The organism is Haloferax sp. YSSS75 (assembly GCF_046764215.1).
Classification (GTDB): Archaea; Halobacteriota; Halobacteria; order Halobacteriales; family Haloferacaceae; genus Haloferax.
Genome location: NZ_CP177206.1, coordinates 2,757,622 through 2,780,039 on the forward strand (window position 1 = coordinate 2,757,622; position 22,418 = coordinate 2,780,039).

A 22,418-nucleotide genomic window follows, 5' to 3' on the forward strand; every position below is an offset into this window, starting at 1 on the left:
GAGGCAACGTACTGTGTCTCACGAACGCAGGTATGTAAGGGGAAAAGCGACATATTATTTCCGGAGAACGTTCCTTTTCTTATCAAGCCGTTTAAGTACGAACTCGGTCGGCGATTCACGTCATTTGAATGCCAAATCGCGGGGCGAGCACACGTCGTTCGAGACGAGACGGGGCAATTCTGTAATACGGCCGATAGCTTTCGGTCAACCGAGTCGAATCGGGTCGTCACTCGGTCGAATCGACACCACCACGTCGTCGCCGACGGCGAAGTCGTGGTCTGGCGAGACGACTTTCGTCCCGAACGACCCCCGCGCGGCAAACAGCGACAGTCCTGTCACGCGCTCGCCGTTGGCGAACACGTCGAAGTCCGCCCACGGAACGTCCCGGCCAGTCGTCCGGCCGAGTGTCGCGCCGAGAAGTGAGAGTGGTTGGTCGTCCGCAGTCGGTGAGAGCGTCCCGCCGAACGCGTAGTGAGCGAGTCCGCCGTCCAAGACGACTCCCTCGTCGCTTCCGAGGCCGACGAACGCCTCAGTGTCGGCGTGGCCGTCGCGGGTCGGTCTGTCGAGGACGACGTACGTCTCGCCCACGTCGACGACCGTTCCGCGGCCATCCCAGTCGAGTGGCGAGACGGGCACGTCGACAGAAAGTGGGAGCGACCCGCGAGCGCGGTGGTGGTTCGCCGTCGCCGCACGAAACCCGAGGTGAACGTGGTTCGTGACCCACGGCGCGAAGAACCCAGACCTGACGAGTCGGCCGAGTGGGTCCCCGAGTGCCACGGCGTCGCCTGCCTCGACGTCTGGGTCGACGTGGAGAATCCGGGCGACGAGGCCGTCGCGTGGGTCGGACTCGGAATCGCCAGTCCACAGGAGTCCAGTCGCGTGGGCGTCGACGTCGACGAGGACGAGGTACTCCTCGTCGTGGGCGTACGGTTTGTCGGGGGCTCGGACGGTTCGCGTCTCGCGGACGACGCCGGAGACTGGCGAGCGAGCGAGCGAGTCGTCGGCGTCGACGTAGAGGTCGATAGCACACCCGCTATCGTGGGCAGGATACGGCGAATTGTAGAGTGAGAACCGCTCGAACGGCGCGAGAACCGACCGCGGAAGCCTCAGCATGGTCGTCGGGACGGGACGGATGTTCTTAGGTACGTCGGGGTATTTCTGTCGTGCATGCGCGTCATCCGGGGTCGGAAAGCGGACAGAGAGGCCGACCGAGCGGTCACAGCGGCGATGCTCCAAGAGACGGGCGAGACGGGTGAACCCGCCTTCCGTGCGTGGACGCCACACCGACAGATTGCGTTCGGTCGACGCGACACACGAGCGAGTCACTACGACGACGCCGTCGCCGCTGCCGAATCTCGTGGCTTCCCCGCACTCGAACGCTCCGTCGGTGGTCGGGCCGTCGCCTACACCGGAACCACCGTCGCGTTCGCTCACGCAGTCCCCCTCGACGACGCCCGCACCGGCCTCGACGAACGATACGAGGCCGCCACGACTGCCGTCGTCCGGGCCATCCGGTCGTTGGGCGTCCCCGCGCGGCGCGGCGAACCGCCCAACTCGTTTTGCCCCGGCGACCACTCGGTGCAGGCCGGTGGGAAACTCTGCGGCCTCGCCCAGCGCATCCGACAGTCGTCTGCGCTCGTCTCGGGCGTCGTCGTCGTCACCGACCGCGAGGAAATCGCGGACGTCCTCACCCCCATCTACGAGGCGCTCGACGTGCCGTTCGACCCCGACTCGGTCGGGAGTGTCGACACCGCCGGTGGACCGGGCGATTCGGACGCCGTCTGCGAGGCACTCGAATCCGTCTTCGTGGGTGACGCGACGACGCGAATCGAAGACGCGAGTGACGAGACGTGACGTGACGTGACGTGAGGCACTCGGACGTCGCTCCCGTCCCCGAGACGTCCCTGTGAATGCGACACATTATCATTACAAATTTATTACATTTGCAGTGTGATAACACAGGTGATGCCCTCCGACCCTTTCGGTCGCGCCATCCGCGACCACTATCTCGGCGAACGGGACGAACCGCTCATCGACCGCGACGGCGACGAGACGCGCGAGCACGCTATCGAGGAGTGGTACTTCGGCGAGTACCAGCGCGACGAGTGGTTCGAATCGTGGATAGACGGGCCGGTACTCGACATGGGGGCGGGAGTCGGACGGGATAGCCTCTACTTTCAAGACCAGTTCGAGACGGTCGCAATCGAAGTCAGCGACTCCCTCGTCGAGACGATGCGTGACCGCGGGGTTCGCGACGCCCGTCGTGCAGATATGTTCTCGTTGCGCGAGCATTTCGAACGCGACCGGTTTCGGTCGGCGTTCGCCCTCGGCACACAGGTCCAACTCGCGGGGTCGATGGACGGCCTCAGAACGTTTCTCGGTGACCTCGCGTACGTCACCACGGCGGACGCGAGCGTCGTCCTCCACGGGTACGCACCCGAACTGGAGCGGACGAAAGACATCTTCGCCTACCGTGAGGACCCGACACCGGGGATGGCGTACCGCGTCTTCCACTGTGAGTACGACGGAGCAGTCGGGAGAACGCTGGTGTTCAGACTGTTCAGCCTCGACCGACTCCGGGCGGCGACGATTGGGACGCCGTGGGATGTCGCCGAATCGAGTTACGGTCATCCAGACTCCGACGACGACGCGAACACGTGGCTGGCGGCACTCACGAAACAGTAGCGGCCGAGAGCGGTCGAACCGCCGCACTTAGGAGTCGGCGCGTGGCATCCCACGCTATGCGAATCGCGAACGCGACGCTGGCCGACGGGCGCGTGGTGGACGTCCGCGTCGAAGACGGACGTATCGACGCGGTCGGTGACCTCGACCCGACCGACGACGAAACCACCATCGACGCCGACGAAAAACTCCTTCTGCCGGGCGCAATCGACGTGCACGTCCACTTCCGCGAACCCGGATTCGAACACAAAGAGACGTGGGAAACCGGCTCTCAGAGCGCCGCCGCAGGCGGCGTGACGACAGTCGTCGACCAACCCAACACGAACCCGACGACGACGAGTGGTGCAGGGTTCGACGCGAAGGCCGACCGAGCCGCGGCGTCGTGTATCGACTACGGAATCAACGGCGGCGTCACGCCCGACTGGGACCCGGAGAGTCTCTTCGACCGACCGCTGTTTGCCCTCGGCGAAGTGTTCCTCGCGGATTCGACCGGTGACATGGGAATCGACGCGGACCTGTTCGCGGCGGCGGCCGAACGCGCCGGTGAGGCGGGCGTCCCCGTCACCGTCCACGCCGAAGACGCCGACCTGTTCGACGACTCGGCTATCGAGGGTGACCTCGGTGGCATCGGCCACGACGCCGACGCCGACGCGTGGAGCGCCTACCGCGCCGCGGAGGCCGAAGCGGTTGCCGTCGAACGCGCCGTCTCTGTCGGCGGCGAGACGGGCGCGCAGATTCACATCGCCCACACGAGCACACCCGAAGGCGTCGATGCCGCCCGCGACGGCGGAGCGACCTGTGAGGTGACGCCGCACCACCTGTTCCTCTCACGAGACGACCTCTCGGACCTCGGAACCTACGGCCGGATGAACCCGCCACTTCGCTCCGAAGAACGCCGTGAAGCCATGTTCGAACGCCTCGCAGACGGCCGAATCGACGTGGTCGCAACTGACCACGCACCGCATACGACAGACGAGAAAGACCAGTCGCTTCTCGACGCGCCGAGTGGTGTCCCCGGCGTCGAGACGATGGTTCCGCTCCTCCTCGGTGCAGTCGTCGACGGCGACCTGTCGCTCGAACGCGTCCGCGACGTGGTCGCCGCGAACCCGGCAGACATCTTCGACCTGCCGCAGAAGGGACGCATCGAAGAAGGTGCAGATGCCGACTTCGCGCTCTACAACCTCGACGCCGCCCGCGAGATTCGTGGTGACGACCTCCACTCGAAGTGCGGGTGGACGCCGTTCGAAGGGTTCACCGGCGTCTTCCCCGAGTGGACGATGCTTCGTGGCGAGATGGTCTGGGACGGCGAGTCGTTCGGTGACGTCGCGGGCGAGAACGTCCGGACGTAATCGGGCGACTTAGGCCTGTTCTCCGTACCGCTCGAAGGCCACCTGTCCGGCCCGCCACCCGATTCCAACCAGTACCGCCAGCGGTGCCGTACCGACGGCCACGGCGACCAGTGTCGTCACCCACGGGCCAGTCGTCAAGAACGCGAGCGACACCGTCCCGAGGAGGCCAGCGATGGGCCCGACGAGTGCGTACGCGAACAACCACCGTTGCCGGCGAGTGAAGTGAATTCCGTACCCCGGTCCCGGCGGGATGAGGAGGCCGAGAACGAGGAGCACGAACCCGACGACGATACCGACGAAGAGGAAGAACACGGCGAGTCCTTCGACGAACCCGTCACTTCCGGGCGGTGACGGCGGGAGTGTGTAGAGGTTCCACGAAGCGAGCGCGAGGACCACCACCCCGACTCCTGCGACAGGAAGTTGGAGCGACCCGAGAATCGCGCGGAGGGACCAGCGCATGTGTCCAGCACTCGGAGAGAAATGGCATAGGTTTTCCGTCACTTCGGGAGTCGGACAAGCGAATCCTTTTCCCGTCGGACCCACCGAGACAACGACACACATGACCGACGAGCAGACGCCGCCTCGAAGTCGCGGACCGAACGCGGGGGACCCACACGCACTCGAAGGCGTACTGGAGTTCTGGGAGACAGTCGTCGAAGACGCCGAGGCGACGGCCGCAGAGTACGAGTCCGAGGGGTGGGAGACGCTCGTGCTCCACCCCGGTGACGTGACGGTGCTGCCGCCGGCGAACCTTCCGGATGCGACCGACCGCGTCGGATTCGACATCCTCGTCCCCGGTAGCGAGTTCGAGACGCTCTCGGCGTGGGTCGAAGACGCCGCGTTCGACAGGTACGACGTCTACCGCGCTCGTGAAGGAGGAACCGTCTTCGCCGTCTCCGTCGTCCAGGCCGCCGAGGAAGGCAGAGCGGTGGTCGTCCCACTCTACTACGGCATCGACAAAGTGGACGTGATGGCCAAGAAAGCCCGAGAACAGAACGAACTGCGACTCTACGTCCGGCCCGTCGAGGCCGACCAGCGCGTCGAACTCGTACAGGCAGACCCCGACCCGCTGTTTCCGTAACGCTCGGCCGAGCGTTCCCCTCAGTCGTCGTCTGAGAGTTCTTCGTTCCGAAGTTCGGTACTCGCTTCGCGAACTTCGCGCATGACGCTGGAGATGCGCTCTTCTGCTTCGAGTTCCTCTTCCACCGAGAGGTCCACGCCCTCGACTTCGAGGAGGAACTTCGCGATTTCGGTGACTTCGTACATCATCTCGTCGAGTTCCTCGGCCGTGAAGAAACCAGACATCGCGCCGTAGAGGAACGTCGCGCCCGACTTGCGTACCTTGTCGCGGAACGCAGAGCGGGCCTGATTGACCGCCTGCGGCGAGTACGTGTCGGTCATGAAGGGGACGAGTTCGGGGAGGTTCTCACCGATTTTGGTCATCTCGACACCCGTCTCGGTGCGGAAGTCGGCACAGAGGCGAGCGATAGCCCACTCGCGGGCCGTCACGTAGGTTCGGTCCCGGAGGAAGTCGTTGACCCGGTCGTACTGCGCGCCGTCGACTTTCTTGAAGCGGGCGTACTTCTGGACGTCTTCCGGAACGCCCGGTTCTGCGTCGATTTCGCTGTCGTCCGGTTCCGCGGCGGTGTCCTCCGATTCTGCGTCGCTGTCGGTATCGTCCGATTCCGAGTCGCTGTCGTCCGGTTCCGCGGCGGTGTCGTCTCCTTCGTTGGCGTCGGTGGGTTCGACTCCCACATGGTCAGTCGTGTCGGCGTCCGTCGTTTCGACGTCGCCATCCGCTTCGATGTCGGCCGAGTCTTCGTTGGGCCCGTCGGTTTCACTCACTCCCCCGACGTCTTCCCACTCCCCCTCGCTCGTGGGACCCTCGTCGTGCTCGTCTGTCATACCGCGGGCTACCGGGGCAGTGCCGAAAAACGTTCCGCGACAGCGGGACCACACCCGAACCACGGCTGACACCCCCAAGTCCGGGTAAGGGTTTTCTATCGCCCCCGCGAGAGTGGGAATCATGAAGGTACTGCTCGGAATCGGCGGCAGCGACGATTCCATCCGGGCGCTCGAAAAGACGGTCGAACGAACAGTGAACGCGGGCGACGACCTCACCATCGCCATCGTCGAGAATCCGTCTGTCGAACGCTCTCGGGACGACATCGAAGCGAAGGTCACGGACGTCCTCGACGACCACGGCATCGACGTCGAGGTCCAGCATCTCGAAGGTGACCCCGGAAGTGTTCTCGTCGACCTCGCAGAGAACAACGGATTCGACCAGATAGTGTTGGGTGGCGGCGAGACGAGTCCGATGGGGAAGATTCAAATCGGGAGCATCGCGGAGTTCGTCCTCCTCAACTCCCACGTAACCGTGACGCTAGTACGATGAGTACCCGAAGCTACTCCGACGCCGTCGCAGACCCCTACGACGCGCCCCCGCTGTCGTTCACCGACAAGGAGGACCGAACCATCGAGGTGCGGCCCTACGAGGGGTCGGACGAAGAGATGGAAGCACTGGTCGAGATGTACGACTCGTTCGACCCGGCAGACCGGGCGCAGGGTATCCCCCCGGGGCGAGAAGACCGAATCCGCGACTGGTTAGACAACATCCTCGACGACGACTGTCTGAACGTCGTCGCGTGGGACGGCGACGAGGTGGCGGGACACGCGACGCTCGTCCCCGATGGCGACGCGTACGAACTCGCAATCTTCGTCCACCAGACCTACCAGCGCTCGGGAATCGGGACGCGACTCATCAAAGCGCTGCTCGGTCACGGACGCGAGTCGGGCGTCGAAAAAGTGTGGTTGACTGTCGAGCGATGGAATCGCGCCGCGGTCAACCTCTATCAGAACGTCGGTTTCGAGACGAGCGACACCGAGAGCTTCGAGTTAGAGATGACCATCCGCCTCAACGAACCGGACGACTAGGCGCAGTCGTCAGGCAGAGAGGACGGGTTGACTGGCGTACAACAGGACGTACTCGGCGGCTTTCGCGAGCACTTCCCCGGGGTCACCCGAGACGGGTTCGCGCGGCACGACCACGAAGTCCACGTCTAATTCTTCGGCCGTGTCGAGGACGACACTCCCGGGGTGACGGAGTTTACTCGTCGGCGAGAATCCGTAGGCGACGGACGTCGTAATCGGGACGTCCGCCTCGTGAGCGATGTCGGTGACCGTGTTGGTCACGGCTTTGCTGTCTTCGGCGACGGCATCCTGGTCGACGACGCCCTGCTCTATAGCACGGACGACGTCCTCGCCCAGGACGTGCACAGCGTGGACTGCGGCGTCGTATTTCGCCGCGATAGCGACGGCGTATCTCGCTGCACGCGTCGCTTCCTCGCTTTGGTCTACCGGCACGAGGACGAGGTCGATAGAGAGCGGGCGCGATGGCATAACTCAACCTGCGTCGGGGGGCGACAAAAAAGTCACTCCACCGCGCGGCATCCCGACGCCCGGACGGGTTTTATCACCTCGCACGCAGAATCCGAGGATATGTTCGACACCATCGTCATCGCTACCGACGGTTCGGCGAGCGTTCGCCGGGGGGTTCGCGTCGCCGTCGACCTCGCCGACCGCTTCGACGCGACGGTCCACGCGCTGTACGTCGTAGACGCTGGCGACGTAGAGACGGCACCGGAACGACTCCGCGACGAGATGCGCGATGCGCTCCACGAGCGCGGTGAAGAGGCGTTGGCGGACGTACAGTCCGAGACGGGCCGAGAGGTGACCTTCGCGGTTCGCGAAGGCCGACCTGCGGCCGAGATTTCGAACTACGCCCGCGAAGTCGACTGTGACCTCGTGGCGATGGGAACGCGTGGCCGCCACGGCGAGAACCGCTTCCTCATCGGGAGCGTCGCCGAGCGCGTCGTCCGAACCTGCCCGGTACCGGTGTTGACGGTCCGGCAACTCGAAGAGGGGTCGGTCGATTCGCTCCTCGAAGGCCCGGCGGACGCGGGCGACTGAGCGACCGGAAACCCGGGTCGGTCGCTCACAGAGACAATCGGGAGGAGTTTTCCCCGTCGCGTCCGACCCGAAGATATGGAAGACGAGCTTATCGACAGTTCTCGACTCTCGCTCCCTCGCAAATCTGTCCTGCCGGGAGCAGGCTTTTTCTACCCCGACTCGCTCGACGAATCCCGTGCCGAAGAACGCGCCGAGGAGAAACTCGAAGACGCGACGGTTGCCGTCGTCACCGACACCGACGCCGACGGCCTGGGGTGTGTCGCACTCGTACGCGAGGCGTACGGCGCAGCCCTCGACGTCGCAGACTTCGAAGAGCGACTCGAAGAGCGACTCAGTGAGGACGACGAAGACGACGAAGACGACGAAGACGACGAAGACGTCGCCCTCGAACCCGACGAAGAAGAAGAACGGCCCAAATCTCCGGTCGCACTCGTCGGGTCGAGTCCGTATTCGCTCGAAGACGACTTGCTTCGCGTCGCGGAGTACGCTCCCGAGGGAATCGAGGTGTTCGTCTGTGACCTCTGTCCGGACAAGTTCGAGTACGTCGAAGAGGAACTGAAGGCCCTCACCGAAGTCGCCGGCGAGATTCACTGGTACGACCACCACCAGTGGAAACCCGAGGTCGAAAAACAGGTTCGCGATGCGGGTGTTGACCTCGTCGTCGGCGAATCCGACGAAGAGTGTTCGACCGACGTGACGCTTCGCGAACTCGACTACGACTTCCACGACCGGTTCGTGGACCTCGCCGCGGTCACCCGCGACCACGACCTGTGGTTGAACGAAGACGAGCGCAGTCAGGACCTCGCAGATTACGCCTACTGGACCTCGAAAGAGGAGTACGTCGCCATCGTCGGTACCTACGGTGCCGACCTACCGCCGGTCGTCGAGGAGTACATCGCACAGCGTCGAATCGAGAAGGAGAATCTCATCGAGGCGGCCATCGACCGCGCAGAGATGAAGACGGTGGGTGACTGGACCGTCGGCATCACCTACGGCCGATGCTCACAGAACGAAGTCGCCGACGCACTCCGTGAAGCTGGGGCCGACGCCGCAGTCGTCGTCAAACCCGCCGGGAGCGCGAGCATCCGTGGGTCCGACGACTTCGAACGCTGTCACGAAGTCGCCGGCCTCGTCAACGGCGGTGGGCATCCGAAGGCCGCCGGGTGCAAGCCCGACATCTACGACGACATGCTCGACTACGCACACCACTGGACGACGCAGGGTGCGACGACGAAGCGGGTCATCCTCAACGCGTTCGAACGCGTCGCCGAGATGCCCGAAGAAGACGAAGATATCGAGACGGAACGGTAGCCGACGAAACTCGTCGCGTCCGTCTACCCGAATCGCTACTCGTCGTCGACGACCCAGCGGTCGGAGTAGGCCGTCCCGCAGGTACACTTCGCGTAGGCGTGGATGACCTCGCCCTCCTCGTAGATGCCGCCGACCTCTTCGTTTTGTGCCTCTGCGAACGAGAAGATGAACTTCGTCTCGTGGTTCTCGTCGGGTGCTGCGTCGGGGCAGACACCGCCGCTCAGGTCGTGGTCGATGTCGCCGTCGTTGTCCATCGCAGTCTTGGCGAACTGCATCGCGTCCATGCCGGTCCCCGCGGCGAACGCGCGGCGTCCGTCGTCGCCAGGGACGACGAGGATGTAGCCGTTTTCGACTTCCTCGCCCATATTGGGGAGTTTGCCTTCACTGTCGAGATACTCGTGTGTCAGAAACAGCGCCACGTCGTCGAGACGTTCGCCAGCGAGATACTCCGCTACCTTGCTCATATCCCGACTAGGGGAATCACGGCCTAAAAGCGGCGTGTATCTCTGTCGGACCGAGCGTGCTCGACGGTGGCCACAGACGACTACTCGTCGGACGTTCCGAACTTCTCGGCGATACTCGAAAGCGAGTCGTTCGGCCGCTCCGTAATGCGGTAGACCGTTCGGACGCCGGGGACGCGAAGGCCGAACTGATAGCCGCCGTCGAGTTCGTCGAACTCCACTGCGTCGTCCGGACTGCGGTCGTTCTCACGGCACCACTCCACGAGTCGGTTCTCGCCCTCACCGGGGGTACGCGCGAGTCGTTTGTTGTCGTACGCGCCGCGAATCACGAATCCAGACGCGTCCGAGGCGAGACGGGCGTGGTAGGCCGTCCCGCCGAGGTGGAGACGGATGAAGTCACCGTCGGCGGCGGGAATCTCGTCGGGGACGCGAAGACAGGGCCGGCGGGTGCCGCCGCTCCGGGCGATGTGCGCGCGGTACGTCTGGACCGACGGATGGTCGGATGGGAGTTGCTCGGGCACGAACAGAGAGAAGCGAGAGGGGTTATTCGTCTGCTTCTTCTTCGTCGTCGTCTCCAGCGAGTGCCTCGGCGACAGAGCCACCTTCGACGACCTTCACGTTGATCTGGACGGTCTCTTCGGAGACCTGACGGCCGCGGACGGTGACGCGCTTGCGCTCGCCTTCACGGGACGGGGCGTAGCCGATGCCACCCTCGCTGAGAACCTCCTTGAGGTTCGCGCCGGGGACGTCGGGGTGCATCGGACGGCCAGCCTTGTCGGACCCGCCCGTCAGTTCGAGCGTGAACCCGTCGAGGCCGACGGCACCGCCGTCGACTTCGTCACCGAGGTCACGGCCGAGGAATCGGTTTGCGTCCTGTCCTTCAACGTCGAACTGGTGGGTCTCGCCGGAGTCGGGGTCGGCGACGACGACCATGAATTCTGCCATGCGCGGAAGAAAACGTTCGCCGATAAAAAGTACGTCGAAAGCGCGTCTCGGGACCAGACCCAGTGAATTGGGTCGAGACGCCGTAATTCCGGAGAATCACGGGGTCGAGCCACTGTGTCAACAGTTAACTCCTAGCACATCCTACAGAGACCCATGACTACAGATATCACCAAACGTGAGCCAACAGACCTCGTCGAAGCAGAGTCGAGAGAACTCGTCGAAGCCGAACCATCTGACCTCGTCGAGAGGCGACCCGAAGAACTGGTCAAGCGGCAGACGACAATGCTCGTCACCCGGTCGTGGTACGAATGTACCTCGTGTGGCTACCGCTCCGGACACGGCGTCCACGAACAGTTGTGCCCCCGTTGCGGCGGGATGCTGAAGAACATCGGCGTGGCACAGGAATGAGGCGACGGTTCAGTACGTGACGCCAGAATCGTCGTCTTCCTCGTCTTCCTCGTCTTCTTCTTTCGCCTCTTCGATAGATTCCCAGAGCACACACCAGTCTCCCGGGTCGATGTAGCCTTCGACTTTCGCACACGCTCCGAATCCGTCGCCGTTCTTGTCCGGGATGTACTCCGCACAGTTCCCGCAGTTACTCCCTTCGACAGCGAGTCCTGCCTCGAAGGCGTCGTCTGCCTCCTGGAACTGCACGTCCTCTTTCGTGAGTAGTTGGTCTGGGTCGCGTTCCTCGTTTGCCTGCGAGAGCGCTGTCCGGTACTGCTCCGGAACTGGCCCGTGCTCGAACTCCTCTTCGGAGACGCCTTCCGGGAGTTCCTCCTCGTGTTCGTCCTCGCCCGTCTCTTGGGTCGGTGCCGTCGTTTCCGTCTCCTGTTGACCACCGCCACCACCGAGACAACCAGCGAGGCTAATCACGGTCCCGCTCCCTGCCAACTGGAGGAATCGTCGCCTCGTTCGGCCAGTTACGGTCATACCAGACTAGAAAATATCAGCGTACTTTAGTAAGAGCAGAGTTACCACGGGACAATCAAAGATAGAGTCCTATTATTTCGGACAGTCAGAACTAATCGAGCAATAGCCAGTGACTTCGCTGTCGGCCGACCCGTGCGTCCCAACGGAACGTCCCAGTTCCACTGTTTCCACTCGCTCACACCGTTCGCTCGTGCAAAACCTGTCTTCGTGAGCGTCTGCGAACGAAGGCTCGTGAGACGTGTTGCGTCTCACGGTGGAGGAAAAATGAACGCCCGTTAAAACCCGTCTTCCCACCGGAACGTGCCGTTGCGCTGGACGACTTCCCCGTCAACTTCGACGAACGAGTCCTCGCTCATGTCGGTAATCATGTCCACGTGCACGGCAGACTGGTTCCCGTCTTCTCCCGCCGGCAGGCAGGAATCGTAGGCCCGTCCCACGGCGAGGTGGATGGTGTCGCCCATCTTCTCGTCGAAGAGGATGTTGTCGGTAAAGCGGTCGATACCGCGGTTCATCCCGATACCGAGTTCACCGAGGCGACGGGCGCCGTCGTCGGTGTCGAGGATGCCCGCTAGCGCGTCTTCTCCTGCGCCCGCGCTGAACTCGACGACTTCGCCACCTTCGAACGTGAGGTGGACGTTCTCGACGCGCTTTCCTTCGAGCGTCATCGGGACGTCGAAGAACACCTCGCCCTCGACGGAATCTTCGACCGGTGCGGTGAACACCTCTCCCGACGGGAGGTTGTGCGAGTCGTAGGCGACTGACGCCCCGGAGTTGACCGCGGTTCGACCCTCGATAGACATCGTGAGGTCGGTGTCTTCTTTCACGATTCGGACTTCCGACCCCGCATCGAGAATCTCCTTCATGTTCGCCATCTCCTCTGCGAGTTCCTCCCAGTCGCGGAGGATGGCGTCGTAGACGAAGTCGGTGTACTCCTCGTAGGACATGCCGGCTTGCTGAGCGAACGCACGCGTCGGGTGAATCGTCGACATCCAGTCGGTGTCCATGCGCGCTTCACGAACCTCTTCTATGGCACGGCCGTACGCCTGGCGCTTCTCGGTGGGCACGTCGGCCGTCGTGGCCGTGTTTCGCGTCCCGCCGAGGAAGAGGACCGAGTCTGCGTTCTCGTAGAGCGCGAGTTCGTGTTCGGGGAGTTCGAAGTCGCCGTCGTGGGCACGGAGGTACGCACGCTGGACCTCCTCGGATGCGTACGTCGTGACGACGTTCGCGCCACGCTCACCGAGTGCGTCGGCCACGGCCACGGCCAGGTCGTGGGCACCCTCACCGACCGAGACGACCACGTCGTCGCCTGCCTCGATTCGTGCACTCCAGTCGACGAGCACCTCGGCGTGCTCGTAGATGCGTTCGTCCATACGCGACCCTCGCGTGGCGCAGTAAAAACGTCGGCGTCTGGCGTCGCGGGTCGAGCGAGGGCGCGGTGACGAATCACCGTCGTCGCCGACGGCCCAAACCACAACCACTACCTCCCCCCGCAGACGACTCCGTCGTATGCAACTAGGCGTCATCGGCCTCGGCCGGATGGGACGTATCGTAGTCGACCGAGTGCTCGATGCCGGGCACGACGTCGTCGCCTTCGACCTCTCGGAAGAGGCCGTCGCAGCAGCGGCCGATATGGGTGCCGAACCCGCAGACAGCGTCGCCGACCTCGCCGACAGACTCGGCGACGACAAGCGAATCTGGCTCATGGTTCCCGCGGGTGACGCGGTGGACGCGACGCTCGACGACCTCGACCCGCACCTCGACGAAGACGACGTCGTCGTCGACGGCGGCAACTCCCACTTCGAGGCGTCGGTCCGCCGCGCCGAAGCCTGCTCTGCAGCATATCTCGACTGCGGTACCTCGGGCGGGCCCGCCGGTGCCGAACTCGGCTTCTCGCTCATGATTGGCGGCCCGCAGTGGGCATACGACGAGATGACCCCCGTCTTCGACGCCGTCGCGACCGGTCCCGACGGCCACGGGCGAATGGGCGAAGCGGGGTCCGGCCACTACGTGAAGATGGTCCACAACGGCGTCGAATACGCGTTGATGCAGGCGTACGGCGAGGGCTTCGAACTGCTCGCAGAGGGTCGCTACGACCTCGACTTAGAGTCCGTCGCTCGCACGTGGAACAACGGCGCAGTCATTCGGTCGTGGCTCCTCGAACTCTGTGAAGAGGCGTTCCGCGAAGAAGGGACTGACCTCGGCGACGTCGACGACCACATCGCCGGCGGTTCGACTGGGACCTGGACGGTCCAAGAGGCCCTCGAACAGGAGGTTCCCGTCCCGCTCATCTACCAGTCGCTCGCGGAGCGCTTCGGGTCGCGTGCAGACGACCGATTCTCCCGTCGCCTCGCCAACCGACTTCGGTATGGCTTCGGCCGCCACGAAGTCGCGCGGAAAGACGAGTAACGAGTACCGAGGCCGACAGGAACGCCAGCGCCCCTCGATATTTTGGGTAATCCCCGGACAGCGAGCGATGTCTATCGAACGGTTCCGGACGTGAACGGCGGCACAATCACAATTTCCTTAACCCCTCCCTCCATATCCGCCCTCATGGCAGTCATCAGTCTGGTGGGTGTCGGGGCCGGATTAGTCCTGGTACTCCTCGCCGTCGCCCTGCACTTCTCGAAGGGCACCGGTTGGGAACCAACCGCCGACATCACGCAAGAGGTTCTCGAGCGCCGTGCGGCGACCGTCCCGGAGACCGACTTCCCCGAACCAATGAACCGCTCTATCGGTGGCGGTGGGGTCGCTGGTGCAATCGCCGGTGGCGAAGGCGGTGCCGAACTCGAAGGCGAAGAAGCCGAAGAGGAAGAACCGAGTCCCGCCGACATGCCCGAAGACGAAGTCGAGTACTTCGAAGTCGAGTTCGTCAAACAGGGCGAGACCATCGAACTGGCGAGCAACGAGACGGTCCTCGACCAGGGTGAAGACGCTGGGATGGACCTCCCGTACGCGTGCCGCCAAGGGTCGTGTGTCTCCTGTGCCGCGAAGATTACCGATGGCCCGGCAGAAGAGTACATCACTCACCACACCCAAGAGACCCTCTCCGACGACGAGATGGACCAAGGGTACACCCTGACCTGTGTGGCCTACCCGAAGGCCGACTTCTCCATCGAGACTGGCGAAGCGCCGTAACGACTCGAACCCACCATTCGTTTTTCCTTCTCTCCCCCGCCGAGGCGCGCGTCTCGTCGCCGTGCTCCACTCTGAGGCGACTCTCTCTTCGGGCGCACCTCGGCGGTTCGCCCCGCCCGACAGCATTCGACGACGGTTCCCGACTCGCTGACGAGGCGGCCTTATCGACGGGTTGAAACGCCAGCCACGTGTTTTACGCGTTCAGTGTCTGTCCCCGAAGGAGGTTCCCTCACCGAAGGTGACCTCAAACGCCCGATGTTCGAACTTGCGTGGCCGATTATCGTCACTGAACTCCTCCAAGTGGCGTACAATCTGGCCGACACCGTGTGGCTCGGCCGTCTCTCGACTGACGCCGTCGCCGCTATCAGCCTCGCGTTTCCCCTCATCTTCCTCCTCATCTCCGTCGGCGGCGGCTTTACCGTCGCAGGGAGTACGCTCGTCGCACAGTACACCGGTGCGAAGAGCGAGGGGTCCGCGGGAACCGTCGCTGGCCAGACGCTCACGTTCATCACCCTCATCGCCATCACCGTCGGCATCATCGGCTTCTTCGCCACCGATGCGATGCTCGGCATCCTCCCGAGTTCACCCGCGACGGCCGGGCAAGTCGTCCCCCTCGCCGGCGACTACATGCGCGTGTTCTTCCTCGGCCTCCCGTTCCTCTTCGGGTTCTTCGTCTTTTCCGCGCTCATGCGCGGGTACGGGAACACCCGCGCCCCGATGGTCGTGATGTTCATCAGCGTCGTCATCAACGTCCTCATCGACCCCATCTTCATCTTCGGGTTCGAGTCGAACCCGCTGTTCGGAATGTTCGGCCTCCGGGGACTCGAAGCCAGTCTGCTCGCCGCGACAGAGTTTACTGGTCTGCAAGTCGCCGGGGCGGCCTACGCGACGGTGCTCTCTCGGGGCGTCGCCACCGTCATCGGCATCTACGTCATCTTCGGCACCTCCGCCGGACCGGACGTCCAACTCGCCGACTTCCGCCCGCAACTCGAATACATCAAGCAAATCGTCGACATCGGCGTCCCGAGTGCCATCGAACAGTCCGCGACGGCACTGGGCTTTATCACCCTCACGGCGATGGTCGTCACGTTCGCCCCCGAAGTCGTCGCGGCGTTCGGTCTCGGAAACCGACTCACGTCGCTCGTGTTCCTGCCCGCACTCGGCCTCGGCCGGGCGACGAACACTATCGTCGGGCAGAATCTCGGCGCACAGAAACCTGACCGAGCAGAGAGTGCTGTCTGGCTGGCGGCGAAAGTCGGTGCGAGCGTCATGGTCGTCATCAGTGTCGTCGCCTACGTCTTCGCCGAACCTATCGTCGGCTTCTTCATCTCGACTGGTACCGAGTCGGCGACGCGGACTATCGAACTCGGCGTCCAGTACATCCGCGTCCGTGCATTCGAGTTCGGCTTCATCGGCGTCTTACAGGTCGTCCTCGGTGCCTACCGTGGGGCTGGAAATACCAAGACCGCACTCGGCTTTTCGCTGCTGGCGCTCTGGCTCGGCCGCGTTCCGACCGTCTATCTGCTGTCGTTCCAACTCGGGTTCGGGGAGACGGGTATCTGGCTCGGGATGGCGACTGGGCAGATTCTCGGTGCGATTGCGGCGACGGCGTGGTTCACCCGCGGCACGTGGAAAGAGAGCGTCATCGACGCCGATAGCGCTAGCGCGTAATCGACCAACAGCGTGGGTTCCACAACGGTTTTACGTCGGTGTCGTGTACCTCTGTTCGCTGAGGGCCCGTAGCTCAGTGGACAGAGTGCTTGGTTCCGGACCAAGATGTCGCGGGTTCAAATCCCGTCGGGTCCGCTTTTGTGACGAACATTCTGACGAGCACCGCGTAGCGTGTGCTCGAACTGCCGTGAGGAACAAAGCGGCCACCGGGATTTGAACACGAACAGTCGCACGCCCGCACAGCGACTGGAGGGAGCGAGCAGGAACGTCTGTGAACGGGTTCAAATCCCGTCGGGTCCGTCCAAATTTTGGACGCTACAACCTGTCACTAAGTTCTTGAATTAGCTTCCTTACGTCATGATCCCCAATTTCATCTAATTCTATTTGAGCAAACGGTCGGGGCTCACCTGCTGGACCTCTGATTTTGAGTTCGTCCATTGAGACTGCAATCACACCAAGCCGGAGAGCCTCACGGGCAGCAGTATTTGGTTTGTTATCAAACTCGTTTGTTAGTCGGTCAGCGGTATCTTCGCTGACTTCTGTTCGCAGTTCAACCATTGTATCTCCCAAACTGATTTTTGCGAATGGCCTCGGCAAACCAAACGGTCCCTCAATTTTGGGTTCAGCACCGGACTCTCTCACAGCAATACCTATCCTAATTAGTTTTGCAGCGGTGTCGCTAATAGTCCATTCACCTGCAGCGATATCATCGATCGCTTTTCGAATCTCGGACTCAACTCTTGGGTTCAACTGCTTCGCCATGCTCTCATCTCCGGTCCTTGAGTATTAGGTAGTTCTCATATTTGTCTATTCAGCGATTCGGCAATTCGGCGAAAGAACTAATACAGTGGTCTGTATCGTGACTCGTGTATGATAATGAGGCTTCGTCAGAGGGAGGGCAAAGACGCATGATCAGTGAATACGGAGAGGCAAAGACTGGATTCCTCAAGTGGCTACAGGAGAGTGCAAGAGAGCGGGGCCATACCCCCACATTAGACGAACACCACCGAGTCCTCTACGAAGAACCCCGACTGCTACTCCGGACGAGAGCGTCGGTACGTCAGAATGACACCCTACGTTTCAAAGTCAACGACGAAGCAAGATACAACAGCGACGATTTTGAGCGGGTTTATCTGGTCCTACTTGAACTCAGTGAGAAAGACAGGTGGAACCCGGAAACAGACCACTTCTACCCTCTTCCGCTACGCTTCGTCAAAGAATCTGCGAAAAAGGATGTCAACGGCGACTACCCGGTAGGATTCCGACTCAAAGACGCTCGAGTAGCACGAGCCCGTGACAACCTCGACCTTCTCTTTGAACCGGAAGAATACGTAGCCCCAGGAGACCAGATAGACGACCCGAAAGTGGCATGCCTCAATGATATCGCGCGGAAGTTCGACCCGGATGAATGTTCGCCATGACCACGTCAGTGCAGAGGAGGCTCCGAGTGAGTAGCGAAAGCGTCGATCGTCTTTCCGACCTCGTCCCTAAGCCGTACTCCGAACACGAGTTGGTTGCGCACCCAAGTGAGCGGATGTACGTGCGCTCCCTCGATGATGAGCGAAACGTCTGCACTGACTGGACTGATGCTGCAAGTCACGTACTGAGTATCAGTATCGAATACATGCTCAAGACCCGGTTTTTCACGCCTCAGATAGCCGGTGTGAGATTGCTGCTCCCCATTGGAGATGTACGGCACCGACGTCGCGCTGTAGACGACTTCTACGAGATCCTCCGTGAGGAAACAGTGCCACCGAAAGTACTGAACCACGACCCGAGTATCGGCCCACGGTACGTCGAGGGTGTCGAAGGGGGTGAACGAGTTGCGACTGTCAACGCTCGCCCAGCAGATACTATCCTCTCTCCAAACAGACGAGTTCGAACGACTCCAATCGGCGCCGTACAATTGCTCGTTCAAGTCGCTGAGGGAGACGAGACTATCGGAGAGGTGCTGACTCACTACGACGATGCAATCGTGCGACGAACAGACGAGGTTTCGCTTGCGGCTCTTCGCCTCGTCGACCAAGACACGGGGGCCCACTACGGACTCTTGACCGACAGTTCGGTTCCTTGTGTGACGGAGCCTGTTAACGCCCCTGGACCGAACCACCTCGACCTCTGCTGAGCAAGCAACCAATCCACAACACCATCTTCCGATGAAACGACGAACGTTCCTTGCAGTCTGTACCGGTCTGACTCCACTGCTTCACGCAGAGGCAGGAGAAATCAGAAGCATTGGGCGCGATGTCTCTCTGTCAAGTCTACTTCCAGAGCTCAAGCATCTCCCACCCGAGTACGAGGATACGACATGGAAATGTCGGCAGCTTGTTGGGGGTGATACTGACTACGACGAAGAACGAGACGAGCCCTTGACCGGATTCCGGTCAAATCCGCTTGGGTGGGATACAGAGCAGTCCATTCGATCAGCATTCGCTCAACGTATCTTCTCCGTCAGCCGTGGGCCAGGTCACCACATCGGTCGTGTGAAAGTCCAAGCAAGCCTCACTCGGGGTGAACAGGCCATACACAGAACAATCGAGAAGCATCACGAGAACCAGCTTTGGCGAGCTTTCGGCCGACGAGAGCCCACGCTCGACTACTTCTCCGGTTGGTACGACACCGACATCGTAGAGCGGACTGTGAACGGACATCGCCAGACTAGACACTGGCGGCGGTCACCGCAGATGCAGCAATGGGCTGACGAACCTGCACAGTCTGAGCGACCGTACAACGAGTACGCCCTGCTTGTCCAGTCGACGGGCTGGGGTGTGCTTGAGGTCGAAGTCGAACACACCGATGTCGACGAGAAGTGGCAAACCAGAAGACTTGCACGAAGACTAATGACGTATATGAACCACCCTGTAACCACGAGTCTGACACCAACTATCGGCGAAAGCTGAGTAAAGACACACCACAACCCACTCAACCGGAGTTTGACGAACGTTTCCAAACCGAGAGTAAGAAACCTCGAGGGCGGACCACGGGGGCGCCACTCAGGGAGTGAAGTCTGATAATGGCTTACCAAAGATGCTGAGAAAACAAACATATGTCCCGAAGAAGAATACCACGTTCTGTAACGAAAAGTGACGAGACAATACTCGAATACGAGATTACGACGCTGTCAACCAGCACAAGTTCGAAAATCATTGTAGCTGAAAAAGGAGACGATGACCAGTTTGAGGTTATCGCAGGGAGTATTCCAGTGCCAAGAGGACTAACCACAGATCTGAATTACCCCAGTGTCCTTGATGGAGACACGCTTAGGGAACACTCAACAGCAAAATGGATTCTTGGACAAGCGTTGAAAGAGCTATCAGAGTACGACTGGAACAAATCGTATGCAAAAACGAGTAACCCGAACTACATCTTATCGGACATCGATTTCACGTGCTCCGCAGACGAACTTGATCAAGCGGTGATGGACGCAAAGCGGTTCATTAGTGTATTAGATTGTCAGTGCCTAGAACACAGTCAGAAATTCGAGTACAAGGCCTCGAGAGAACTCCCGAGCGAGCAGATATAGGACCTGCCAGAGAGAAATTCAATAGTTGAGGATTCGGTCAATTTCGAGTTTTAGAACATCGACTGGAGAAAGAAATCGTAGCGCCCTAATCGACAGACATCGGCCTGATTAAAACAGATTCGTCACACGCTATGACGGATTCCCGTCGGGTCCGTTCTGTCACAGCACGTTTTGGATTCGGTAGACGAGAGCGAGACGAGTATATATTATCTACTTCTCGACACCAGATTTGAACACGCCGCGCGGAGCACCCCGCCGCAGTCATGGACTTCAGTGGATTTGAAGGAGCCGACCAGTATTAACGACGTGTCTCGGTCGGTTCGCACGAATGTTCTCCGGAACCAGACGGTATGTCACTGAATCTACCTCTATTCAGCTCGCCCTCAACAAGCTGCCAGCGACTGATGATCTCAACAGAGCCTTTCAGACGGAATCCAGTGCATTCCGAACAGACTCAACGACCACATCGTGCTGTGTACCATTGGACGCGACGAGCGTGGTATCATCAGGTTCCCAGCGGTGTCCATCAGCATTCGTCACGGTTCCCCCGGCTTGTCGAATCATATAAACACCACCAACAGTATCCCATGGGTTCGTTTCGACAGTCGTGACTGCCGCTTCAAGCGACCCTGCCGCGACGAGGGCCAATGTCCCTTGTGCACACCAATATCGACGCAGATCACCGAATGTTGAAACGAGCTGGTCGGTGAGCCGAGACAACTCGACCCGGTTATCAAGTTCCCACCAGATTATCGGTGCAACAGCGAAAGTTTCCGGGTCGTCACGGTCGCTAACTTGAATGGGAGAGTTGTTTCGGTAAACGCCCTCTCTGTCGGCATTGTACTGATCACCGAGAGATGGCATCGCAGTCATCGCGGCAAGTGGCTCCCCTTCGACGATTGAGACGACAGCAGTCCCCCAGAATGGGATCTCACGGACGAAATTGTTCGTTCCATCAATTGGGTCAACAATCCAACCCGTTTCGCCAGAGTCTAGTGATTTCGGTTGTGATCCCTCTTCACCTATTACCGGCTCTCCAGGAGCACGCTGTTCAAGTAACTCAATTATCTCATTCTGAACCGTGAGATCGGCTACCGTCAGAAGATCGCTCTTGTTAGCTTTTGTCTGTACCCTGAAGTCCTGTCGGAAGAACTCCTGAGCCCTCGCAGCACCCTTCTGGGCTGCCTGGTACGTGAGGTCAATCCGGTCGTCAAGGGAAAGTGACATACGAGAGTGATTCTTCGCTTCGCTTTATTAATATGGGATTCAGTGTGAAGTACCGTTTGATGTGTGGGTCACGGTTGGAACATATTCTGTCGACTCTCGTACGATTTGCCACTGATAGCGCGCAACCAATCCTCCCGTTCGGTATTCCTTTGACGGTCTACCCATCGGGCTAGTGCATCCGGGCACTTATTGGATTCGTACAGTTCAATTGGTGTCTGCCCTGCGTTCCAGAGCGCAAAGTACACATCCTCAAAGAACCGGCTGAGAATCTCGAACTCGTAGTCTTTGTTGGAGTTGACAGTGACTGCTGGGTTCTCGTGACCCATTACTTCCCGCCCCCGTTCCTTGGCGAACGTATACCAACTCATAACCAGTAGGTTGTCGGTCTTCAAGCCCTTAATCGACGCCTGCTCCGAATAGAATCTGACCTCAATATCGTCGTATTCTTTGTCGAACTCATATCTCGACTTCAGCGCTTCGAGAATCAGGTCTGTTTCATCAGGATTGATCGCGTGCGCTGGATTCTTTGCGAGAATGTGGACCTTCGTCCCGCGCTGTATCATCTGCTTCACCGGTGACTTCGACGTTCCAGTGCTCCCTGAGTACGAAATGATGAACCCCTTTGCTGGATAGTTGGAGTCGAAATGTCCCGAGATAGTGTCGTCAACGTCGTAGTTGTCCCTGTGGGCACTGATCGGTTCATTAAACAGGTTCTCAAGGTCGTAAATTTTCGTCTCGACTATCTCAAGAGAGACGAGCAGCAGAACCAGGGCGAACAAGACTGTCTGTTCTAGTGTGAGAACGCTCGTTACGTACTGAGAAACGACCCATCCTAAGCCGATGATAGTGACAAACCCGAGTTTGAGCCCACGTCGAACCTTCGGCTTGCTGTAGTGCTTAATAAAATTCTGCTTGTATTTCTCGAGTACCATTCGTTCGGGTCAAACGACATATTCTGTCTAATACATATACCTCTTTCTGTAGATGCGTGTTTGTGTGCGGCCATGAGTGGCCGAGCCGTGGTCAGTTCACTCACCTTGCAAAGGACTTCGTTGCCTAGCTGGGAGGTCTTGAGGCGAAGTTTGTAGACCAAGTCGTCGAACAAGTCGAAGTGTATCTTAGGCAGTCATATCTGAGAGTCGCTAATCAACAGACTGCACACCGATTAAAACAGATTTGTCATACGCGATGACGCATTCCCGTCGGGTCCGT

The 22,418-nt window shown here is 60.6% G+C and carries 27 protein-coding genes and 1 tRNA gene; 16 read left to right on the forward strand and 12 right to left on the reverse strand.

Annotated features, from left to right (window positions below; all coding sequences use genetic code 11):
• Window positions 1-204 precede the first annotated feature (204 nt).
• Entirely contained in the window at window positions 205-1,113 is a 909-nt protein-coding gene (locus tag ACK3R5_RS14455; RefSeq protein ID WP_411967457.1) for a hypothetical protein, read from the reverse strand.
• Between the two features lie 54 nt (window positions 1,114-1,167).
• Here ACK3R5_RS14455 and ACK3R5_RS14460 point away from each other — a divergent pair, with 54 nt between their 5' ends.
• The 3 genes from ACK3R5_RS14460 (at window position 1,168) to ACK3R5_RS14470 (ending at window position 4,031) form a co-directional block, all read left to right on the forward strand.
• A complete protein-coding gene (locus tag ACK3R5_RS14460) occupies window positions 1,168-1,854 on the forward strand; it encodes a biotin/lipoate A/B protein ligase family protein (RefSeq protein ID WP_411967458.1) in 687 nt (228 codons plus the stop codon).
• A 111-nt stretch (window positions 1,855-1,965) separates the two neighbouring features.
• Window positions 1,966-2,685, forward strand: a complete 720-nt coding sequence (locus ACK3R5_RS14465; protein WP_411967459.1) for a class I SAM-dependent methyltransferase — start codon at window positions 1,966-1,968, stop codon at window positions 2,683-2,685.
• 56 nt (window positions 2,686-2,741) lie between these two features.
• On the forward strand, window positions 2,742-4,031 hold the full coding sequence (locus tag ACK3R5_RS14470) for a dihydroorotase (protein WP_411967460.1): 1,290 nt from the start codon (window positions 2,742-2,744) through the stop codon (window positions 4,029-4,031).
• A 9-nt stretch (window positions 4,032-4,040) separates the two neighbouring features.
• On the opposite strand, the gene ACK3R5_RS14475 is transcribed toward ACK3R5_RS14470, so the two are convergent.
• Entirely contained in the window at window positions 4,041-4,490 is a 450-nt protein-coding gene (locus ACK3R5_RS14475; protein WP_411967461.1) for a hypothetical protein, read from the reverse strand.
• 100 nt (window positions 4,491-4,590) lie between these two features.
• Here ACK3R5_RS14475 and ACK3R5_RS14480 point away from each other — a divergent pair, with 100 nt between their 5' ends.
• Window positions 4,591-5,112, forward strand: coding sequence for a hypothetical protein (locus ACK3R5_RS14480; protein WP_411967462.1), 522 nt, complete (start codon window positions 4,591-4,593; stop codon window positions 5,110-5,112).
• Window positions 5,113-5,132: 20 nt separating this feature from the next.
• Here the strand turns inward: ACK3R5_RS14480 and ACK3R5_RS14485 are convergent, their stop codons facing one another.
• Window positions 5,133-5,936 carry a DUF5806 family protein gene (locus tag ACK3R5_RS14485; protein WP_411967463.1) on the reverse strand — a complete coding sequence of 268 codons (804 nt, stop codon included), beginning with the start codon at window positions 5,934-5,936 and terminating at the stop codon, window positions 5,133-5,135.
• A gap of 121 nt (window positions 5,937-6,057) precedes the next feature.
• On the opposite strand from ACK3R5_RS14485, the gene ACK3R5_RS14490 reads away from it, so the two are divergent.
• Window positions 6,058-6,426, forward strand: a complete 369-nt coding sequence (locus tag ACK3R5_RS14490; RefSeq protein ID WP_411964778.1) for a universal stress protein — start codon at window positions 6,058-6,060, stop codon at window positions 6,424-6,426.
• Window positions 6,423-6,965: an N-acetyltransferase family protein gene (locus tag ACK3R5_RS14495; protein ID WP_411967464.1), complete on the forward strand. Its 543-nt coding sequence runs from the start codon at window positions 6,423-6,425 to the stop codon at window positions 6,963-6,965. Before ACK3R5_RS14490 ends, ACK3R5_RS14495 begins: the two co-directional genes overlap by 4 nt.
• Window positions 6,966-6,974: 9 nt before the next feature.
• On the opposite strand, the gene ACK3R5_RS14500 is transcribed toward ACK3R5_RS14495, so the two are convergent.
• Entirely contained in the window at window positions 6,975-7,430 is a 456-nt protein-coding gene (locus tag ACK3R5_RS14500; protein ID WP_411964780.1) for a universal stress protein, read from the reverse strand.
• A 99-nt stretch (window positions 7,431-7,529) separates the two neighbouring features.
• Here ACK3R5_RS14500 and ACK3R5_RS14505 point away from each other — a divergent pair, with 99 nt between their 5' ends.
• Window positions 7,530-8,000: a universal stress protein gene (locus ACK3R5_RS14505; protein ID WP_411967465.1), complete on the forward strand. Its 471-nt coding sequence runs from the start codon at window positions 7,530-7,532 to the stop codon at window positions 7,998-8,000.
• 75 nt (window positions 8,001-8,075) lie between these two features.
• Window positions 8,076-9,311, forward strand: a complete 1,236-nt coding sequence (locus ACK3R5_RS14510; protein ID WP_411967466.1) for a DHH family phosphoesterase — start codon at window positions 8,076-8,078, stop codon at window positions 9,309-9,311.
• A 35-nt stretch (window positions 9,312-9,346) separates the two neighbouring features.
• Here the strand turns inward: ACK3R5_RS14510 and ACK3R5_RS14515 are convergent, their stop codons facing one another.
• The 3 genes from ACK3R5_RS14515 to ACK3R5_RS14525 form a co-directional block, all read right to left on the reverse strand.
• The gene (locus tag ACK3R5_RS14515; RefSeq protein ID WP_411967467.1) at window positions 9,347-9,775 is read right to left on the reverse strand and encodes a DUF5807 family protein; all 429 of its coding nucleotides are present in this window, start codon (window positions 9,773-9,775) and stop codon (window positions 9,347-9,349) included.
• Window positions 9,776-9,855: 80 nt separating this feature from the next.
• Complete coding sequence (locus ACK3R5_RS14520) at window positions 9,856-10,293, reverse strand: hypothetical protein (protein WP_411967468.1); 438 nt, start codon at window positions 10,291-10,293, stop codon at window positions 9,856-9,858.
• A gap of 22 nt (window positions 10,294-10,315) precedes the next feature.
• A complete protein-coding gene (locus ACK3R5_RS14525) occupies window positions 10,316-10,717 on the reverse strand; it encodes a 30S ribosomal protein S6e (protein WP_411967469.1) in 402 nt (133 codons plus the stop codon).
• Between the two features lie 153 nt (window positions 10,718-10,870).
• Here ACK3R5_RS14525 and ACK3R5_RS14530 point away from each other — a divergent pair, with 153 nt between their 5' ends.
• Entirely contained in the window at window positions 10,871-11,125 is a 255-nt protein-coding gene (locus tag ACK3R5_RS14530) for a rubrerythrin-like domain-containing protein (RefSeq protein WP_411967470.1), read from the forward strand.
• A 9-nt stretch (window positions 11,126-11,134) separates the two neighbouring features.
• Here ACK3R5_RS14530 and ACK3R5_RS14535 read toward each other — a convergent pair whose 3' ends face one another.
• Window positions 11,135-11,650, reverse strand: a complete 516-nt coding sequence (locus tag ACK3R5_RS14535; protein WP_411967471.1) for a hypothetical protein — start codon at window positions 11,648-11,650, stop codon at window positions 11,135-11,137.
• Between the two features lie 275 nt (window positions 11,651-11,925).
• Window positions 11,926-13,020 carry an aminopeptidase gene (locus ACK3R5_RS14540; RefSeq protein WP_411967472.1) on the reverse strand — a complete coding sequence of 365 codons (1,095 nt, stop codon included), beginning with the start codon at window positions 13,018-13,020 and terminating at the stop codon, window positions 11,926-11,928.
• A 136-nt stretch (window positions 13,021-13,156) separates the two neighbouring features.
• Here ACK3R5_RS14540 and gnd point away from each other — a divergent pair, with 136 nt between their 5' ends.
• The 4 genes from gnd (at window position 13,157) to ACK3R5_RS14560 (ending at window position 16,591) form a co-directional block, all read left to right on the forward strand.
• Window positions 13,157-14,056 carry a phosphogluconate dehydrogenase (NAD(+)-dependent, decarboxylating) gene (gene gnd / locus ACK3R5_RS14545; protein WP_411964788.1) on the forward strand — a complete coding sequence of 300 codons (900 nt, stop codon included), beginning with the start codon at window positions 13,157-13,159 and terminating at the stop codon, window positions 14,054-14,056.
• A gap of 144 nt (window positions 14,057-14,200) precedes the next feature.
• Window positions 14,201-14,785 (forward strand): 2Fe-2S iron-sulfur cluster-binding protein, encoded by a 585-nt coding sequence (locus ACK3R5_RS14550; protein WP_411967473.1) that lies wholly within the window; start codon window positions 14,201-14,203, stop codon window positions 14,783-14,785.
• A gap of 204 nt (window positions 14,786-14,989) precedes the next feature.
• On the forward strand, window positions 14,990-16,456 hold the full coding sequence (locus tag ACK3R5_RS14555; RefSeq protein WP_411964790.1) for an MATE family efflux transporter: 1,467 nt from the start codon (window positions 14,990-14,992) through the stop codon (window positions 16,454-16,456).
• 62 nt (window positions 16,457-16,518) lie between these two features.
• Window positions 16,519-16,591: transfer RNA gene (locus tag ACK3R5_RS14560), tRNA-Arg, on the forward strand.
• Between the two features lie 180 nt (window positions 16,592-16,771).
• Here the strand turns inward: ACK3R5_RS14560 and ACK3R5_RS14565 are convergent.
• Window positions 16,772-17,218 (reverse strand): hypothetical protein, encoded by a 447-nt coding sequence (locus ACK3R5_RS14565; RefSeq protein WP_411967474.1) that lies wholly within the window; start codon window positions 17,216-17,218, stop codon window positions 16,772-16,774.
• Between the two features lie 146 nt (window positions 17,219-17,364).
• Between ACK3R5_RS14565 and ACK3R5_RS14570 the strand changes: the two genes are divergently transcribed.
• From ACK3R5_RS14570 to ACK3R5_RS14580, 3 genes are all read left to right on the forward strand, one after another.
• Window positions 17,365-17,877 carry a hypothetical protein gene (locus ACK3R5_RS14570; RefSeq protein ID WP_411967475.1) on the forward strand — a complete coding sequence of 171 codons (513 nt, stop codon included), beginning with the start codon at window positions 17,365-17,367 and terminating at the stop codon, window positions 17,875-17,877.
• A gap of 26 nt (window positions 17,878-17,903) precedes the next feature.
• Window positions 17,904-18,581 (forward strand): hypothetical protein, encoded by a 678-nt coding sequence (locus ACK3R5_RS14575; protein ID WP_411967476.1) that lies wholly within the window; start codon window positions 17,904-17,906, stop codon window positions 18,579-18,581.
• 921 nt (window positions 18,582-19,502) lie between these two features.
• Window positions 19,503-19,979 (forward strand): hypothetical protein, encoded by a 477-nt coding sequence (locus ACK3R5_RS14580; RefSeq protein ID WP_411967477.1) that lies wholly within the window; start codon window positions 19,503-19,505, stop codon window positions 19,977-19,979.
• A gap of 423 nt (window positions 19,980-20,402) precedes the next feature.
• On the opposite strand, the gene ACK3R5_RS14585 is transcribed toward ACK3R5_RS14580, so the two are convergent.
• Together ACK3R5_RS14585 and ACK3R5_RS14590 are read right to left on the reverse strand one after the other, a co-directional pair.
• Window positions 20,403-21,206: an inositol monophosphatase family protein gene (locus tag ACK3R5_RS14585; RefSeq protein WP_411967479.1), complete on the reverse strand. Its 804-nt coding sequence runs from the start codon at window positions 21,204-21,206 to the stop codon at window positions 20,403-20,405.
• Window positions 21,207-21,274: 68 nt separating this feature from the next.
• Window positions 21,275-22,138 (reverse strand): hypothetical protein, encoded by an 864-nt coding sequence (locus ACK3R5_RS14590; protein ID WP_411967480.1) that lies wholly within the window; start codon window positions 22,136-22,138, stop codon window positions 21,275-21,277.
• Between the last annotated feature and the right edge of the window lie 280 nt (window positions 22,139-22,418).

Bases quoted from the DNA above. Each gene is read 5' to 3' on its own strand.
- ACK3R5_RS14455 (WP_411967457.1), bottom strand. From the start codon at position 1,113: ATGCTGAGGCTTCCGCGGTCGGTTCTCGCGCCGTTCGAGCGGTTCTCA.
- ACK3R5_RS14460 (WP_411967458.1), top strand. From the start codon at position 1,168: ATGCGCGTCATCCGGGGTCGGAAAGCGGACAGAGAGGCCGACCGAGCG.
- ACK3R5_RS14465 (WP_411967459.1), top strand. From the start codon at position 1,966: ATGCCCTCCGACCCTTTCGGTCGCGCCATCCGCGACCACTATCTCGGC.
- ACK3R5_RS14470 (WP_411967460.1), top strand. From the start codon at position 2,742: ATGCGAATCGCGAACGCGACGCTGGCCGACGGGCGCGTGGTGGACGTC.
- ACK3R5_RS14475 (WP_411967461.1), bottom strand. From the start codon at position 4,490: ATGCGCTGGTCCCTCCGCGCGATTCTCGGGTCGCTCCAACTTCCTGTC.
- ACK3R5_RS14480 (WP_411967462.1), top strand. From the start codon at position 4,591: ATGACCGACGAGCAGACGCCGCCTCGAAGTCGCGGACCGAACGCGGGG.
- ACK3R5_RS14485 (WP_411967463.1), bottom strand. From the start codon at position 5,936: ATGACAGACGAGCACGACGAGGGTCCCACGAGCGAGGGGGAGTGGGAA.
- ACK3R5_RS14490 (WP_411964778.1), top strand. From the start codon at position 6,058: ATGAAGGTACTGCTCGGAATCGGCGGCAGCGACGATTCCATCCGGGCG.
- ACK3R5_RS14495 (WP_411967464.1), top strand. From the start codon at position 6,423: ATGAGTACCCGAAGCTACTCCGACGCCGTCGCAGACCCCTACGACGCG.
- ACK3R5_RS14500 (WP_411964780.1), bottom strand. From the start codon at position 7,430: ATGCCATCGCGCCCGCTCTCTATCGACCTCGTCCTCGTGCCGGTAGAC.
- ACK3R5_RS14505 (WP_411967465.1), top strand. From the start codon at position 7,530: ATGTTCGACACCATCGTCATCGCTACCGACGGTTCGGCGAGCGTTCGC.
- ACK3R5_RS14510 (WP_411967466.1), top strand. From the start codon at position 8,076: ATGGAAGACGAGCTTATCGACAGTTCTCGACTCTCGCTCCCTCGCAAA.
- ACK3R5_RS14515 (WP_411967467.1), bottom strand. From the start codon at position 9,775: ATGAGCAAGGTAGCGGAGTATCTCGCTGGCGAACGTCTCGACGACGTG.
- ACK3R5_RS14525 (WP_411967469.1), bottom strand. From the start codon at position 10,717: ATGGCAGAATTCATGGTCGTCGTCGCCGACCCCGACTCCGGCGAGACC.
- ACK3R5_RS14530 (WP_411967470.1), top strand. From the start codon at position 10,871: ATGACTACAGATATCACCAAACGTGAGCCAACAGACCTCGTCGAAGCA.
- ACK3R5_RS14535 (WP_411967471.1), bottom strand. From the start codon at position 11,650: ATGACCGTAACTGGCCGAACGAGGCGACGATTCCTCCAGTTGGCAGGG.
- ACK3R5_RS14540 (WP_411967472.1), bottom strand. From the start codon at position 13,020: ATGGACGAACGCATCTACGAGCACGCCGAGGTGCTCGTCGACTGGAGT.
- gnd (WP_411964788.1), top strand. From the start codon at position 13,157: ATGCAACTAGGCGTCATCGGCCTCGGCCGGATGGGACGTATCGTAGTC.
- ACK3R5_RS14550 (WP_411967473.1), top strand. From the start codon at position 14,201: ATGGCAGTCATCAGTCTGGTGGGTGTCGGGGCCGGATTAGTCCTGGTA.
- ACK3R5_RS14565 (WP_411967474.1), bottom strand. From the start codon at position 17,218: ATGGCGAAGCAGTTGAACCCAAGAGTTGAGTCCGAGATTCGAAAAGCG.
- ACK3R5_RS14570 (WP_411967475.1), top strand. From the start codon at position 17,365: ATGATCAGTGAATACGGAGAGGCAAAGACTGGATTCCTCAAGTGGCTA.
- ACK3R5_RS14580 (WP_411967477.1), top strand. From the start codon at position 19,503: ATGTCCCGAAGAAGAATACCACGTTCTGTAACGAAAAGTGACGAGACA.
- ACK3R5_RS14585 (WP_411967479.1), bottom strand. From the start codon at position 21,206: ATGTCACTTTCCCTTGACGACCGGATTGACCTCACGTACCAGGCAGCC.
- ACK3R5_RS14590 (WP_411967480.1), bottom strand. From the start codon at position 22,138: ATGGTACTCGAGAAATACAAGCAGAATTTTATTAAGCACTACAGCAAG.